12 protein-coding genes are annotated in these 16,588 nt (G+C 55.2%); 5 read left to right on the top strand and 7 right to left on the bottom strand.

Going from position 1 to position 16,588, the window contains the following annotated elements; genetic code table 11:
• The first annotated feature begins 15 nt into the window (after positions 1-15).
• The 5 genes from QSV34_RS03940 (at position 16) to QSV34_RS03920 (ending at position 7,690) form a co-directional block, all read left to right on the top strand.
• Positions 16-3,264 (top strand): S41 family peptidase, encoded by a 3,249-nt coding sequence (locus tag QSV34_RS03940; protein ID WP_289152192.1) that lies wholly within the window; start codon positions 16-18, stop codon positions 3,262-3,264.
• A gap of 127 nt (positions 3,265-3,391) precedes the next feature.
• On the top strand, positions 3,392-4,672 hold the full coding sequence (hemL, locus tag QSV34_RS03935) for a glutamate-1-semialdehyde 2,1-aminomutase (RefSeq protein ID WP_289152190.1): 1,281 nt from the start codon (positions 3,392-3,394) through the stop codon (positions 4,670-4,672).
• Between the two features lie 117 nt (positions 4,673-4,789).
• Positions 4,790-5,800, top strand: coding sequence for a porphobilinogen synthase (gene hemB, locus QSV34_RS03930; RefSeq protein WP_289152189.1), 1,011 nt, complete (start codon positions 4,790-4,792; stop codon positions 5,798-5,800).
• Between the two features lie 84 nt (positions 5,801-5,884).
• Positions 5,885-6,583, top strand: a complete 699-nt coding sequence (gene rsuA / locus QSV34_RS03925; protein ID WP_289152187.1) for a 16S rRNA pseudouridine(516) synthase RsuA — start codon at positions 5,885-5,887, stop codon at positions 6,581-6,583.
• A gap of 81 nt (positions 6,584-6,664) precedes the next feature.
• Entirely contained in the window at positions 6,665-7,690 is a 1,026-nt protein-coding gene (locus QSV34_RS03920; protein ID WP_289152184.1) for a class I SAM-dependent methyltransferase, read from the top strand.
• Positions 7,691-7,754: 64 nt separating this feature from the next.
• Here the strand turns inward: QSV34_RS03920 and QSV34_RS03915 are convergent, their stop codons facing one another.
• The 7 genes from QSV34_RS03915 to QSV34_RS03885 all read right to left on the bottom strand — a co-directional run bounded on the left by QSV34_RS03915 (position 7,755) and on the right by QSV34_RS03885 (position 16,568).
• Positions 7,755-8,108, bottom strand: coding sequence for a hypothetical protein (locus tag QSV34_RS03915; RefSeq protein WP_289152183.1), 354 nt, complete (start codon positions 8,106-8,108; stop codon positions 7,755-7,757).
• Between the two features lie 187 nt (positions 8,109-8,295).
• Positions 8,296-8,796, bottom strand: coding sequence for a hypothetical protein (locus QSV34_RS03910; RefSeq protein WP_289152182.1), 501 nt, complete (start codon positions 8,794-8,796; stop codon positions 8,296-8,298).
• Positions 8,797-8,912: 116 nt separating this feature from the next.
• Complete coding sequence (locus tag QSV34_RS03905; RefSeq protein WP_289152180.1) at positions 8,913-9,254, bottom strand: PilZ domain-containing protein; 342 nt, start codon at positions 9,252-9,254, stop codon at positions 8,913-8,915.
• 33 nt (positions 9,255-9,287) lie between these two features.
• Positions 9,288-11,585 carry a DUF1631 family protein gene (locus QSV34_RS03900; protein WP_289152178.1) on the bottom strand — a complete coding sequence of 766 codons (2,298 nt, stop codon included), beginning with the start codon at positions 11,583-11,585 and terminating at the stop codon, positions 9,288-9,290.
• Between the two features lie 132 nt (positions 11,586-11,717).
• The gene (locus tag QSV34_RS03895) at positions 11,718-12,044 is read right to left on the bottom strand and encodes a PilZ domain-containing protein (RefSeq protein ID WP_289152176.1); all 327 of its coding nucleotides are present in this window, start codon (positions 12,042-12,044) and stop codon (positions 11,718-11,720) included.
• A gap of 17 nt (positions 12,045-12,061) precedes the next feature.
• Entirely contained in the window at positions 12,062-14,104 is a 2,043-nt protein-coding gene (locus tag QSV34_RS03890; protein WP_289152175.1) for a DUF1631 family protein, read from the bottom strand.
• A 25-nt stretch (positions 14,105-14,129) separates the two neighbouring features.
• Entirely contained in the window at positions 14,130-16,568 is a 2,439-nt protein-coding gene (locus QSV34_RS03885) for a DUF1631 family protein (protein ID WP_289152172.1), read from the bottom strand.
• Positions 16,569-16,588: the final 20 nt, after the last annotated feature.

Raw genomic sequence — 16,588 nt, 5'->3', positions numbered from 1 at the left:
AGGAGACGTAGGCCCATGACATTGAAATCACTTCTGGCTTCGGCCCTGGCATTGGGGGCAGTATCCGCCCAGGCCGCCGACAGCGAATGGTACCGCAACCCAGCGGTATCCCCGGACGGCAGCAAAGTGGCGTTTAGCCACCACGGCGATATTTACGTGGTGAGCAGCAACGGTGGCACAGCCACTGCACTTACCAGCCACAGTGCCTACGACAGCTACCCGGTGTGGTCCCGCGATGGCAAGCAACTGGCCTTTGCCTCCAAGCGCTACGGCAATTACGATATTTTTACAGTACCCGCCAGCGGTGGTCAGCCAACACGCCTGACCTTCCACTCCTCTAATGATATCCCCAGCGACTTCAGCGCCGACGGCAGCAGTGTACTGTTTACCTCCCTGCGCATGGATTCGGCACAAAGCACCCAGTTCCCCAGCGGCCGACTGGAAGAAACCTACAGCGTTAATCTGGCTGGCGGCACACCCCGGCAAGTAACCACTATCGTGGCGGAGAAAGCGCGCTATAACCGCGCTGGCGACAAATTCCTCTACCAGGACAAAAAAGGCTACGAGGATCAATTCCGCAAACGCCACCGCTCCTCGGTAACTCGCGATATCTGGTTGTACGACACCAAATCCGGCAAGTACAGCCAGCAGACCCACTGGCTGGGTGAAGACCGCAACCCCATCTGGAGCAACGACGAACAGAGCTTCTTCTTCACCAGCGAACGCAGCGGCACCATGAATGTGTGGCAGCAAAATCTGGCGAGCGGTGAAGCCACTCAAGTGACTGACCACAAACACCACCCGGTGCGTTTCCTGTCAGCGGACAACAACGGCAATCTGGTATACGGATACCACGGTTCCATCTACCGCCTGACCGGTAACAGTGAGCCACAAAAGCTGAATATCAGCATCCGAAACGACTTTCAGGTAAATCCTGTACAACGCGCAGTTTCCGGTAACGGCGCCAGCGAATTTGCCGTATCCCCCAACGGCAAGGAAGTGGCTCTGGTACTGCGTGGCGATGTGTACGTAACCTCCACCGAATTCCCCACTACCCGACGTTTGACCAATACTCCCGGCCTGGAACGTTCGGTATCGTTCTCACCGGATGGCCGCAGTGTGCTTTACGCTGGCGAGCGGGACGGCAGCTGGAACCTGTACGCCACCAGCCTGGTGGAAAAAGACCAGAAATACTTCAACAACGCCCTCAAGCTGCAAGAGAAAGTTCTGTTGGCCAATGCTGAGGAAACCTTCCAGCCCACCTATTCACCAGATGGCAAGGAAATCGCGTACCTGTCCAATCGTGACACACTCAAGGTACTCAACCTGAAAAGCGGTAAGAGCCGCACAGTTCTGGCCGAGAAGTACAACTATTCGTACTCAGACGGCGATATCCGTTTTGCCTGGTCCCCAGATAACAAATGGATTGCCACCAGCTTTATCGATGGTCGCTGGATAACAGAAATCGGCTTGGTCGATGCTTCCGGCAAAAAAGACCCGGTCAACCTCACTGTCTCTGGCTACGCCGACGCTGCCCCCACCTGGGCAATGGATGGCAATGCCATCGTTTACGCCAGTGCCCGCCACGGCCGCCGCAATCACGGCAGCTGGGGCTCTGAAATGGACTTGTACGGCATCTTCCTCAACCAGGACAGCTGGGATAAATTCCGCCTGACCAAAGAAGAGTACGCCCTGAAGAAAGAAGCCAAAAATGGCGATAAAAAGGACGACAAAGGCGATAAGAAAAAAGATAAAAAGAAAGGCGCCAAGAAAGACAAAAAGCCAGAAACAAAAACCATTGATATCGACCTGGCCAATATCGAAGACCGCCGCGCCCGCCTTACCCGCCACGCCTCAGACCTGGCAGGTGGTGCGCTCAGCAAAGATGGCCGCAAGCTGTACTACCTGGCCAAATTTGAAAAAGGCTACGACCTCTGGGTACAGGACTACGACGAAAACAGCACCAAGCTGCTGCGCAAGATGAACGCTGGCAGCGCGGCGATGACCATGACCAAAGACGGCAAGTCGCTGTTTGTTATTGCTGACGGCTCTATTCAAAAAATCACCCTGGGCAATGGCAAACCCAAGCCGGTGGCATACCAGGCAGAAATTGAAGTAGACGGCGCCGCCGAGCGCCGGGAAATGTTCGAGCACGCCTGGCGTCAAACCCGCGAAAAGTTCTATGTGAAAGACATGCACGGCGTAGACTGGGATTTCTACAAAAAAGAATACCTGCCCAAGCTGGACAATCTGAGCAACAATCAGGACTTTGCCGATGTACTCAGCGAAATGCTGGGGGAGCTGAACGCTTCTCACACCGGTGCCACCTATCGCCCCAGGCCCACCCCGCAGAGTGACAACACAGCTGCACTGGGTATTATTCCCGACTACAGCTACACCGGGAACGGCATCAAAATCGCCGAAATTATCAACAAAGGACCGTTGCTCACCAAAGACAACAAAATCAAACCCGGCATGATCATCACCACCATCAATGGCGAAGTGATCAACACCAATAGCAACTACTACGCCATGCTCAACCACAAAGCGGGCAAGCGTGTACTGCTGACGGTGAACAACCCCAAAGCGGGTAAAAAAGAGCCCAGCAACTTTGAGCAATCGGTAAAAGCCATTTCCTTCAAAGACGAGTCGGGGCTGCGCTACCAGCGTTGGGTGGAAAACCGTCGCGCTCTGGTGGACAAACTATCCAAAGGCAAACTCGGCTACGTGCATGTGCAAGGCATGAACACCCCATCGTTCCAGAACACCTATTCGGATGTACTGGGCCGCCACGTGAACAAAGACGCCCTGATTGTAGACACCCGCTTCAATGGTGGTGGCTGGCTGCACGACGACCTCAATACGCTGTTGTCTGGCAAGAAATACTTCGACTTCTTCCCCCGTGGCCGCCGTATCGGCAGTGAGCCACTCGTCAAGTGGTACAAACCCTCTGCGGTGATCGCCGGCGAAGGCAACTACTCCGACGCCTACCTGTTCCCCCACAGCTATCAGCTGCTGGGAATTGGCCCGGTGATCGGCATGCCCGTGCCGGCCACCGGAACCGCAGTGTGGTGGGAAACCATGATGGGTGACGTTCGCTTTGGCATTCCTCAAGTAGGCATGTTGGACACCAACGGCAACCTGCAGGAAAACCGCGATTTGGTGCCCGACCACCTGATCAACAACGACCCCTACTCCATTGCCAATGGTCGCGACCCGCAAATCGAAAAAGCGGTTAAGGTGTTGTTGGAAACGGTTAAGTAACCACTTCGTTATTGTTCGCAATAACAAAGCCCGCAGCTAAACACTGCGGGCTTTTTTGTGGCCATGGCCTTTACGCCGCCAAGTTGCGATAATCCAGCCCTTTCAGCCACCAATCGAAAGGTTTGCCATGCAACGCTCCCAACAACTGTTCGACGCCGCCCAGAAACACATACCCGGCGGGGTTAACTCCCCGGTTCGGGCCTTTCGCGCCGTGGGCGGCACCCCGGTTTTTTTTGAGCGCGCCGACGGAGCCTACCTGTACGACGCCGATGGCAACCGCTATGTAGACTACGTGCAATCCTGGGGGCCGATGATCCTCGGCCACGGCCACCCGCAAGTGTTGGACGCCATTCGCCAACAGCTGGACAAAGGCCTCACCTTTGGTGCCCCCACCGAGCTGGAAACCCAACTGGCGGACAAAGTCTGCGAGCTGGTACCGGGCATGGACATGGTGCGCATGGTCAACTCAGGCACCGAAGCCACCATGAGCGCCATCCGCCTGGCCCGTGGCTACACCGGCCGCGATAAAATCATCAAATTCGAGGGCTGCTACCACGGCCATTCCGACTCCCTGTTGATTAAAGCCGGCTCCGGCGCCCTGACCATGGGTGTACCTACCTCCCCCGGCGTACCGGCCGCCCTGGCGGAGCACACCATCACCCTGACCTACAACGATATTGACGGCGTTAAACAGGCATTCGCCGAACTGGGCGACCAAGTGGCCTGTGTGATTCTGGAACCGGTAGCGGGCAATATGAGCTGTATTCCGCCAGTACCCGGCTTTCTGGAAGCCCTGCGCGAACAGTGCACCAACAGCGGCAGCGTATTGATTATTGACGAAGTAATGACTGGCTTTCGGGTCAGCCGCACCGGCGCCACCGGCCATTACAACATCGACGCCGACCTGATCACCCTGGGCAAAGTCATCGGCGGCGGCATGCCGGTAGGTGCCTTTGGCGGCAAGCGGGAAATCATGGAACACATCGCGCCCTTGGGGCCGGTGTATCAGGCGGGTACTCTGTCCGGTAACCCGGTGGCCATGGCCGCAGGCCTGTCGACATTGGAGCTGGTGAGCCAGCCAGACTTCCACGGCCCGCTATTTACTCGCACTAACACACTGGTTGCCGGATTGCGGGAACGAGCGGCGGCAGCCAACATCCCCTTTACCAGCAACCATATCGGCACCATGTTCGGCCTGTTTTTTACTGAAGCGGAAACCGTCAGCAACTACCAACAGGTGATGGCCTGCGATACCGAGCGCTTTAATAAATTCTTCCATGGCATGCTGGAGCATGGCGTGTACCTGGCCCCGGCCAGCTACGAAGCGGGCTTTATGTCGGCAGCCATCAGCGATGAGGATGTACAATTTACCCTGGATGCGGCGGAGAAGGTTTTCGCGGCGCTGTAAGCAGCACCACTATCACTACTGTCATTCTGAGCGCAGCGAAGAATCTCAAACCAACAGGCAACAACGAGATCCTTCGCTGCGCTCAGGATGACAAAACCCGCAAAGGATTTTCGAGCCATGCCGAAACAACTCACCCCACGCCACTTCCCAACCACCCGCATGCGCCGTAACCGCAGCACTGACTTTGTGCGCCGTCTGGTGCGGGAAAACCGCGTCACGCCAGACGATCTGATCTACCCGGTGTTTGTGCTCGATGGCGACAACCAGCGCCAGGCCATTACCTCCATGCCTGGCGTCGAACGCCTGAGCATCGACCTGCTGATAAAAGAGGCCAAACATCTGGCCAGGCTGGGCATTCCTGCCATGGCGCTGTTCCCAGTCACTCCGCAAGCACATAAATCGGAAAACGCCGAAGAAGCCTGGAACCCCAACGGCATTGCCCAACGCGCAGTCAAAGCCCTGAAAGACGCGGTGCCGGAAATGGGCGTGATTACCGACGTGGCTCTGGACCCGTTCACCACCCATGGGCAGGATGGCATCATTGACGAAAGCGGCTACGTGTTGAACGACACCACCGTGGAAGCACTGATCGCCCAGGCGCTGTCCCACGCCGAAGCGGGGGCAGACATCGTCGCCCCCTCCGACATGATGGATGGCCGCATCGGCGACATCCGCTCCATGCTGGAACAGTGCGGCCACGTAAACACCAAAATCATGGCCTACTCCGCCAAATACGCCAGCAGCTACTACGGCCCCTTCCGCGACGCAGTGGGCTCGGCGGGCAACATCCAAGGCGGCGGCAAACACAGCTACCAGATGGACCCGGCCAACAGCGACGAAGCCCTGCACGAATGCGCCCTCGACCTGGCAGAAGGCGCCGACATGGTTATGGTCAAACCGGGCATGCCCTACCTGGACGTCGTGCGCCGAGTAAAAGACGAACTGGGTGCCCCCACCTTCGTTTACCAGGTGAGCGGCGAATACGCCATGCACATGGCAGCGGCGCAGAATGGCTGGCTGGACAAAGACGCGGTAATGATGGAATCCCTGCTGGCCTTTAAACGGGCAGGCGCCGACGGCATTCTCACCTACTTTGCCAAAGATGCGGCGGAGTTGTTGAATAAGTGAGATGAAAAACGGGAGACGAGAGACGCAAATCTTGAAGCTCCCGCCCCACGTCTCTCATCTCGCATCTCTCGTCTCCCGAATAAAATGCGCCTCGACAAATACCTCGCCAACGCCACCGACTACTCCCGCGCCGAGATCAAAAAACAGATCAAGGCCGGAGAGGTAACAGTGGGTGGTTCAATTGCCAGCAATCCCGCACAAGCGGTTGACGAAAACAGCGACGTTATCCTTCACGGCGCCAGCGTCAGCCAGCCGCGGCCGCGCTACTTTATGCTCTACAAACCGGCGGGCTATGTGTCCGTTACCAAAGACAGCGAACACCCCACCGCCATCGACCTGCTGGTGGACGAACCCCGCAGCGAACAACTGCAAATTGCCGGGCGCCTTGATCTGGACGCCACCGGCCTGCTGCTGATCACCGACGACGGACAATGGAACCATGCGCTGACCTCACCCAAAAGCCAGTGCAACAAAACCTACCGGGTACAACTGGCAGAACCCCTTGCAGATGCGGAAAAAGTCGCTCGAAAGTTTGCCGACGGCGTATGGCTCAATAACGAAAAACGCCGCACCCAACCGGCGCAACTGAAAATGCACTCCGCCACAGAAGCCGAACTCACCATCAGCGAAGGCAAATACCACCAGGTAAAACGCATGTTCGCCGCCATGGGAAACCGGGTAACGGCGCTGCACCGTGAACGTATAGGCGCTATAGTGCTGGATACGGATATGGAACCGGGCGACTACCGGCCGTTAACTGAAGAAGAAATTAACAACGTCTAAACCCCGTCATCCCCGCGCAGGCGGGGATCCATATACCACCCAAATAAATAGATTCCCGCTTTCGCGGGAATGACGAATAAAATGACAAACCAGCTATTTAACGAACTTCGCCAAAACACCGGCCCTACCCTACTGATCGCCGACGAAAACCTGCCGGACGCACCCTTTGCTTCACTAGCCAGTGCAAACGTCACCTTACTTACCAACCGCTACGATATCTGGCAACAGGCACAAGCCGCCGGATTGAATGTCCATTTTAATGACTTCGATACCAGCATTTTTCCCTCTGGCCATTTTGAAAAAATCGCCTACCGTGTATCCAAAGAAAAACCCATTGTTCACCACCTGATAAATTCAGCTTTTGAGCTACTGGCACAAGGTGGAGAACTTATTCTTAGTGGCGAAAAAAACGACGGCTTGAAAACCTACGCCAAAAAAGCAGGGAGCTATTTTCAAACCGACAGCCATATCGAGAAAAACGGCAACAATTACACCGCCTATATTCGCAAAGACTCCGACAACTGTATTGACACACTGGACGACAAAAACTATCGACAACTCCGCCCCACCATCCAGTTGGACGATAAAAACCTATTCAGCAAGCCCGGCGTATTTGGCTGGAATAAAATCGACCGAGGCAGCGCCTTTCTGGTGGAACACCTGCCGCAGTTTTTAAAACACTTGCCGGAAAATGCCAGCTTGTTAGATCTGGGTTGCGGCTACGGCTATATCGCCGCTTGTGCCATCGAATACGGCTTTAACCGAATTGTCGCTACCGACAACAACGCCGCCGCACTGACCGCCTGCCAACGAAATTTTGAAGAATTGAATATTTCCGGAGAAGTGATTGCTGGAGATGCTGGCAGCAATATCCAAGAGCGCTTTAACATAGTGCTCTGCAACCCGCCTTTTCATCAGGGGTTCGCCACCGACGGCAGGCTAACTGACAAATTTCTTGCTACCACCAAGCGCGTACTGCGCCGCGGCGGGAAAGGGCTATTTGTAGTCAATGGCTTTGTGCCATTGCCGCAGAAAGCGGCAAAGATATTTGATTCAGTGGAGGTGATTGCGGAGAATCAGAGTTTCAAATTGGTGGCCATCTCTTAACCACAAAACCGGCGGGCAACTCGTTGCGAATCCAGCCTACTTCGCGGGCGTGCATACTGACCTGTTAGGCACTTGATGCGCTACTAGCATATATATCAAAACAGCCCGATTCATCTAAAAATATTCGGAAATGAGTAACGTCTCGAGCACTATCACATCTTGATTCGATAATTTTCAAATAATTTACTAACTGCTGTGTTTGACCAAGATTCACTAATTTGAAATATGCATCTACCATTTCAAAAGAACACGCGTAAAGCTCTGTAAACTGGTGGTATCTTACCCCTTCAAATTCGATTGTTTTGTTACCAACTTCATCTACATGGATTGTTAACCAAGCACGTCCTTCAGATTGATTGAATTCATATCCTGAATATAACCCAGTATCGAACTCACCTAGCTCTATTTCAACTTCCATCGTATCCAATAACCTTATAAGGCGACGTGGTTTAATATAAGTATATCCATCTCTGGATACGGACGCTTAATTCCCCAAATAGCTTTTCGACCATAGGGCACTACATATAGCTTTTCATTAAGCAACCAGCCTCCGCCTTCCTTTTTATAAAAGGAACAGGATATTACTAGAAAAAGTTATCATTTTTTTAAATACAAACCGCATCAATTTCACGACCACCCTTATTAAGAATCTGCTGCTTAGTCATCTGGCACACCTGCGCAGACTCATCCGCTGTCAGCCCCCAAAATATGGCCACACCATTTAACTCTGTCTTGTTATGGGTCATATGAAGGTACTTGCTGGTAGTCGGTTGCTTAGCAAACATTTTTGTATATCGTTTATTCAGCTGATCTTTGCATTCGTATTTTAGGGTAGTGCAATTTTCCAAACCGTCGCACATTTCAATCAACTTCAGATATATCTCATCCGGCTTACATTCGAGATCTTTGTATCGTTCGACGATTGCCACCATTTCTATATTGTGGCTGCCCTGTTTGATTTTCACTCTGGCTTCCGCGTAATTTTTCTCTCGGTTGCTATTGTCAGCACAGCCGACAAAAAGCGCGCATAGGCAGCCCACCGCGATAGCTCGCAACAGGGGAAGCAGCCCAGGAACAATGGAAGGGGTTGAATTCAGGATTTTCATGGAAACGTCCTTGTTTTTATGGAGCCCCGCCTGCGCGGGAACAGCGTATTTAATATAGAAAAATTATAAGCGCAGGAGATTGCTTCGCTGCGCTCGCAATGACGGGAATGGCGGAGTTACACCGCCATGCCCAAATTCTCCAACTCCGCCAGCGCTTCGTCGCTGGCATCAATTACCCGAAAGCCCGCCCAGTAGCGGCCTTCGCCATTGGCGGGGTTTTTCCACAGGCAGTCGACGCCCACTTGCAGCCAAATGCTGCCGTCTTTTTTCAGGCTGAGCTGGTAGATATTGCCCACTTCCACCTGGTCGCCGGTAATCAGCATCAGACCTTCACTGTGAATATCTACAAGGCGGCCTACGGATTGGCCGGTAATGCTGTCCACCGCATCCACCTGGCTGGTGACTTCGTGGCGCTCAAGGCGGCGGCGTTCTTGGTTTTGGCTTTCTTCGGTAGTCATATTTGTATCTTATTATTTGTTGGTGTTTGGGTGTCAGCCAGCGTTGGCCTGTTGGGCACTGGCGCTGAGGTCGGCGCGTATCTGTTCCAGAGTTCTGTCCACGAGTGGTTTGTCTTCTTCGCTGTCGACAATGCGAATAGTGCCGGCGTCCATCAGCCGCGCCAGTTCTTCACCGGTGCGCATGCCGGTGCGGTGGCCACTCTGGTTGACGAACAGGAATTGCATGGTGCGCAGGTTGTACCACACCACTTTTTCCCGCTTGCCGTCGCCCATATCGAACCAGGTTCCAAAGGATATTTTTTCCAGTACGTCCAGGTGCTGACGCTCGGCATCGTTGAGGTCAGCGGTTTGCTGTTCCGGCGTTTTGCCGCGCTCGCTGCTGTCGGTGAGTTTTTTGCGCACTTCTGCCGGTGCCGGGCGCGCTGCCAGGCCCTGTAAGTAAAGCTCGTACACATAGTCCATGGCAGAGGTCATTTTACGGCGTCGGCCTTCATCGTAGCCAATGCAGTCAAAGCCTTTGGCGATGTTCGCTTCCAGCTCCGGGTAATGTTCTTTCCACTTGCGCTTCTGTTCTTCGTCCTCACCCAGGGCCAAGCCCCAGAGCAGGTCGTCAATCACATCCTGGGCCTCCTGCCATTGCTCCGACTCGTCGCCAAAGCGCAGCAGTACAAAGGCCATGTAATCGGACCAGGGCTGCAACAGGAACATCAAAATGGCGCTGGGCAGGTCGCGTTTGCCAATGGCCTGCTGCACGGTGTCATGCACCTGGTCTTTGACCTCTTGCATGCGGTCTTCGCCCTTGGCCTGTTCGGTAGCGCGTTTTTCGCGGGTGGTGATTTTCAGCTCCACCCGTTTGATAAAGGTGTTGAATGACAGCAGTTCTTCGGTGAACGGGCGGGTATCTTCACTCACATCTTTGAGCAGTCGCTCCACTGCTTCGCGAATGCGACCGTATACGCCGTATTCACTGGTGCCATCGCGGTTTACCCAGCGGGTACCAGCTTCCGCAAGGCGGTTGAGGAGTTGCCGTGCCGGGTGTTCGTTCTGCTCAAAAAAGTCGCTATCGGCAAAAGCCAATTTCAGGAACGGAGTGTGCAGGTAGCTGAGCAATGCCTTCACTGAGTCCGGAAGCTGGTCGTCGTTGAGCATGTATTCGAAGATCATGCCCACCAGGTCGATGGTTTTGCGATCCGGGGCCTTGAACGCCGGTTCCTTTTCGCTACCCAACAATTCAGTGAGGTGGTGCAGCAAAAGCTCGGTAACTTGGGCGATCAGGCGTGGCTGCAGGTTTTCACCGCCCGCTGGTTTGCTGGGTATCTGTTGCGCCGTTTCCCAATCCGACATCTGAATCTGGTTGATGGCAGCGGTCAGGTCGTTGACGCTGTAGTTGACTCCGCCAACCGCAACCCCTGGTGTTGCGGCAACAGCGCCAGCCGGTGCACCGGCTGGCACGCCCGCCAACTGATCTTGCAGTGACGATATATCCTGGTACACCTGCTGGTGGTAATTGAGGTTGGTGCGACCTCCACCCCCCAACCAACCGGCGGAGGCACCCGCAGCGGGTTGAACAGGCGCCGCCTGGGGCTGCATATTGGGGTCTGCATTAGGCGACATGTTTGGCGGCACATGAGACGCCCGGGCAGCAGCCCCGGAACCCATCGCCGCGCCACCGTCGCGGCCCTTAACCACTTCGTGACGCAGATTGGGCAACACGCCAAGGTCGGTAAGCGCACTGTTCACTTCGCTGTAGATGCGGCCCACGTGATCCACAAACACCCGTTCGAACATGCGGTAGATTTCCGCTCTGGCAGCGGCGGACACATCAATGCTCTGCAACCCTTGCTTGAGGGCAAAGCAGAAACGGCAAGGGGCGACCGGGTTGGTCTGGTCGGTGACTTCGCGGCCACCATTGAGCACGGAAAAGCGCCGGTTAAGTGACCACATGACGTCGCTGTAACGGGATTCCGCCCGCTGGCGAATGGTGGTGAGAATAACCCGTTCTTCCAGCGCGTCTTCTTCCACCAGTGACAGGCTGGGATTGCCCGCCCCCAACAACTCGTCTGCATTTACCAGAGAGCGGTTGGCGAATTGCTGGAAGGTGGTTTCCAGGTAGTCCACAAAACGCTTGGCAATTTCTTTGCGGGACTGACTGATTTTGGCACGGGCGTAGAAATATTCGTGCTGACTGCCAACAAAGGTGCTGCTCTGGGAGCACTCAATCAGCTCGTTGAGCAGTTTCTCGAAGTATTTGTCCAGCAATTCAATGGAATGCTGGCGCACAACCCCCAGCGCTGCATCCACCCCTTTGCTTGTTATCTGCTGTGCTTGCATATCTTCCGGCCTTACGGCTCTATGATTTTGGTATTCATTCAACCCGATGGTGGGTGACGCTTCGCGACCCCACCCTATACTCTATTCGGCATCCAGCCTAACCCACTGTACTGCTAACAAACATCGACCGACTCACAGATCAAGCTGCCGAAGCACTGTCAGCGCTTGCCGTTCAATGTCTACTATAAGGCAACCGCAACGGAAACCATTATCCTCACGCGCCATCCACAGGCATTTGGCGTCCAGTTCAATCCACGGCATAGTGACCTCGCCGGTCATGGTAAAGCGCAAGTTGTATATCTGCTCCGGAATAAGCGCCCTGGGGCATTCCAGCAACAGCCCCTCCCGGTGCACATTCACCAATTTGCCGACTTTCGTGTTACTTCCCTGCAAGTACGCCTCTATTTCGCCGCTGATCTCGTGACGATGGTAGCGGCGCTGGTCGTTTTGCTGATTCATGTACCGCTCCGCCTCCACTATTTGGCGATGTAGTTAACGCCCCGTACAACTTTCGCAGAACGGGTTTGTTGCGTTTCTGCGGTTTCTCCCGCAGGTTCCAAAGTGGCGGTTTGCTCAGCCAGCAAGCGCGCCAAGTCATCGCCGGTGCGGATGCTGCTTTTGCCGCTGTCCGGATCGCGGAATTCAAACTGCAACGTACGCAGGTTGCGCCATACCAGTTGCTCACGGCGGCCACTGGCAAAATTCAGCCAGCTGTCGAGCTCTATGTCCGATAACTTCTCACGCCACTGCTCAGCGCTCATGGCCGAATCCGACTCTTGCGCTTGAGGCTCCTGTAACGGCTTGTCCGGCAAGGGGGTGACGTCCGCACTGGCACGTTCCACAGCACGGCGACTTTCCAACAAGCCTCTGTACTCGCCACGCACCGCCGACAGCAGCCGTTGGCACTGGCCGCTGTCCAGGCTCAGGTGATCCAGGCCGCTGGCCAGCACCGCTTCCAGCCACAGGTAATTCTGGCGCCAGCGCTGACTTTCTTTGCGGTTTTGCGGGTTAATCTGCAATCCCCAAAGCAAGTCATCCACCACGCTGAGGGCGTCTTGCCAACGGCTGTTCTGATGGCATTCGCTGCCCAGTTCGATGGCCAGGGATTTCAGGTAGTCGGTCCAATGACCATGGAGCAATTCGCTGATGGCTTCTGGCAATGCCTGTTTGCCAATGCGGCGACGCAGCGCTGCGGCAACGGATTCACCTCTGGCTTCATTCCTGGCACCTGACCGATATTTTCGGTCGCCACTGCGCCGGGCCTGTTGGCGTTTTTTGCGATGCAACTGGCTGATCTGCTGGCGGAGGTTGTCGCGCTCTTCGGCAAAGGCATTGCTGTCTACGCTGGTATTGCGCAGCAGGCGCTCTACAGCGCCACGAATATGGTGAAACACTGCTACTTCCCGCTGCTCCCCCTGCAGCCAGTCGGTGGCTGCTTCCACCATGTCCACCAGCAACTGTCGCGCCGGGTGGTTCATTTGCTGGAATTGCTCCGGGTCCACCAGTGCCACTTTGAGCAGCGGCATATGCAACAGGCTGAACAATGCCTTTACTTCTGTGCCAAGGCGGCTGTTGCGGGAAAACTCCGCCATCACCCCATCCACTATCTCTATGGTATGGCGGTGACTTTCGTGCAGCACCATCTGGCCGTTACCCAGCAGCGTGGTGAGTTGCTGCAACAGATTGTCGCCGCTGTGGTCCACTGCAGGAGGAACAGAGGTAAGTGGCTCAGGAGTGCTAAAAGCTGGCTGGTCGGATATGAATTCGTTCTGACTGTTGTGTATGGGGGGCTGTCGAGGATCATCCTGATGAAGCGGTGCTTTCACCACATCAAAATGCTGTTCCGCCGTAATGCCCACCACTTTCAGGCCATCGCTCATTTGCTGATAAAACGGTTCCAGCTGTGCCAGCACCGCGTCGTCAAACAGGCGGTAGATGATTTTTTTCACCGGCAGCTCAACACCGGCTTTATCGAGACCGTGGCGCAACGCCAGGCAAAAACGCACCGGCGCCAGCGGGTTGCCGTCCGGATAGGCACTGCCCCCGGAAATCTGCGCCATCTGTTTGTTCAGCGCCCACAACAACTCCTGGTAGCGGCTGTCGGCACGCTGTCGCAAGCTGGTGATCAGCGCCTGCTCCTCCGACAGTTCCGGGCTTACCAGGCTCAAGCTCTTGTTTTCGAGGGGAGTGCTTTCAGAGGAGACATTGGCACGCAGAGCGGCATCACTGCTCACCAGGCAATTATTGGCGAACTGATCCAGGGCACTGTGCAGGTAGTGGTAGATGTCTTGCAGCAGCTGGTTGGGCATAGCGCTGAGCGCCCGATAGACTCGCTCCAAAATGGCGCGGCGGCGTGGCTCCGCCTGACCCATGGCCTGAGATATCTGGCCAAGCAGCTGCTTTTGAAAGCCGGTGAACAGCTCCCTCGGCCGCTGGCTGGCGAGCAGGCGCAGCACTGCCATGCCGTTTTCCGCTACGGCAGTGGCCGGGTTTGCTTGCTCGTCAGTTGGTTTAGCCATTTCGGTTCATGGTGTTGTATCGGCGTCAGCTGGCCTTCTCTTGAGAATTGCTGTTATCTTCATCAGAACCTTCGGAGTTCAGTTCTTGCAGTTCGGACTCTTCCTCTTCAGCGCCTTTCAGCTGATCCTGAGCACCGCACAGATCGGCGTATATCTGCTCCAGCGAGCGGTCGATCAGTGGGCGGTCGTCCATTTCTATCACGCTCAATTCACCGGCTGCCAGCATCTGCGCCAATTCCACGCCGGAGCGCAATCCGGTGCGGTGGCCGCGGTGATCCACAAACAGGAATTGCATGGTGTCCAGGTTAAACCAGGAGACTTTTTCCCGTTTGCCTTCGGCACCTTCAAACCAGGTACCGATGGAAACATTCTGCAACTGATCGAGATACTGCTTTTCGTTGTCCGACAGCTGGTTCTGCTGCTGGAAGAGATTGAACATATCTTCCTCGTACTCTTCCACCAGGCGTTTTTTCTCTTTCTTGGTGGCCGGGCGCACGCGCTTTTTCTGCAGGGATTTATCAAACACCTGTTCCATTTCTGCAATCAATTCCTTGCGACTTTTCTCGTCATAGCCAATGGCTTCAAAGCCCTGTTCAATGCGCTCTTTGAGCCTTGAGTAACCACTTTTCCAGCGTTTGATCTTGCGCTCGTCGCCTTCGGTTTCGAGCCCCTTAAACAGGTCGCGAATCACTTTCACGCCCAATTTCAGTTCCTGAGAGTCACCGCCGTGACGCACCAACAGGAACACCAGGTAGTCGGTCCAGGGCTGCAACAGGAATACCAACAATGGCGACGGCAGATCGCGCTTGTCGATCATCTCCTTGACCTTGACGCGCACTTTATCCTTGGCTTTTTGCAGGCGCGCCTCACCTTGCGCCTGCTCCGCCACCCGTTTTTCCATCAACTCCGCTTTCGCCTCCATGCGCTTGAGGAACTGGTTGAAGGCGATTAACTCGTTTTCAAACGGTTGTACATCTTCACCGGTGTACTCCAGCAAGCGCTCAACGATTTCCTTGATATGGCCAAAAACGTTATGGCTGTCTTTTTTGCCCTCACCGGTCCAGCGGGTGCCCGCTTCCGCCAGGCGGTTAAGCAGTTGCCGCGCCGGGTGTTCAGACTTGGCGAACAACTCGCGGTCAGCACAGGCCACTTTCAGGAAGGGCATATGCAGATAGCTGAGCAGGGTCTTTATTTCGTGGGGAACCAGATCGTCGTTGAGCATGTAGCGGAACACCATGCCCACCAGGTCGATGGTTTTCTGGTCCGCCACTTTAATATCAGTTTCTTCGTGCTTGTCATGGCCCAGTAACTCCCTGAGCTGCTTGACAATATTGTTGCCAACCGGGGCCACCGCTCGCGGCATCATCACGCCGCTGGCATCGGCAAATCCTTGCTGGGCTATCTGAAGGTCTCGTTGTTGCAGGCTGTGCAAAGCCTGGCTGAAGTCGGTTCCGGAATAATTCATCACCGGCAGGCCACTGAGGCCGATAGTGCCACCGCCAACGCCGCCAGCATCCAGCCCCACGCCGCCACCAAAGGTTACTTGAGGCACTACGTGAGCCTGACCATCCGCAGCCACCTGGCCAGTGGGGTCTACCACCCATTGCACTTGGTCCTGCAAAGCAGAAATATTGGCAAACAGCTGACCGTGGTAGGTCGGCTGTGGCGCCACTCCGGGGTGAGGCGGCATATGGTGTTGTACTGCTCCGCTCAGCCAGCCTTCAGCCGACTCGTCGGGTAATTCTCCTCCATCTGCACCCGGCATAGCACCGCCACTTGGGGGCGAGAAGCCCCGTTCTGGCGCTTTCACCACCGAATGACGCAAGTTGGGCAACACATGAAGCTGCGCCAGTTCGTCGTTGGCCTGTTGGTAGATGCGCCCCAGACGATCCATCACCAGGCGATCAAACACCCGGTACACTTCGATGCGGGTATCGGTGGAAATATCGATCTGGCGCAGACTGTCGCGAATTGCCAGGCAAAAGCGCCCCGGCGCCAGCGGGTTGAGCTTCTCATCCACCGGGATGCCGTCATTGAGTATCGACACCCGCTGATTGAGTGCCCACAGCGCATCGCGAAAACGCCCTTCGGCGCGCTGCTTGATGGTGGTGAGCGTGACCCGTTCTTCCAGGTCTTCTTCCTCGATCAGGGCGAGGGACGACTCCTGCTCTTTATCCAACAGCGCTTCAGCGTCTTCCAGAGAGCGGGCCGCGAATTTTTTGAACGTGGTCTTAAAGTGCTCGACAAAACTGTCGGTTATGGCGCCGGCGGAATCCTTGATTTTGGAGCCGGCGTAGAAGTATTCGTGTTTGGAGCCAACAAACGCCCCCTGCTCAGTGAGGTCGATGAGCTCGTCCATCAAGTTGGAAAAAAATTCCGGCAGGTTATCGCGGGAATAATCCAGCACTGCGTCCTGCGCTGCTTTTAGTCCCCTGCGCTTGAGTTGTAATGCATTCGGTGACACCAGAGTCTCCCCTTCTCTGA

The organism is Porticoccus sp. W117, assembly GCF_030341905.1.
GTDB lineage: Bacteria > Pseudomonadota > Gammaproteobacteria > Pseudomonadales > Porticoccaceae > SCSIO-12696.
The sequence above is the reverse complement of the archived record's forward strand: the minus strand, read 5'-3'. Positions and strand labels throughout refer to the sequence as shown.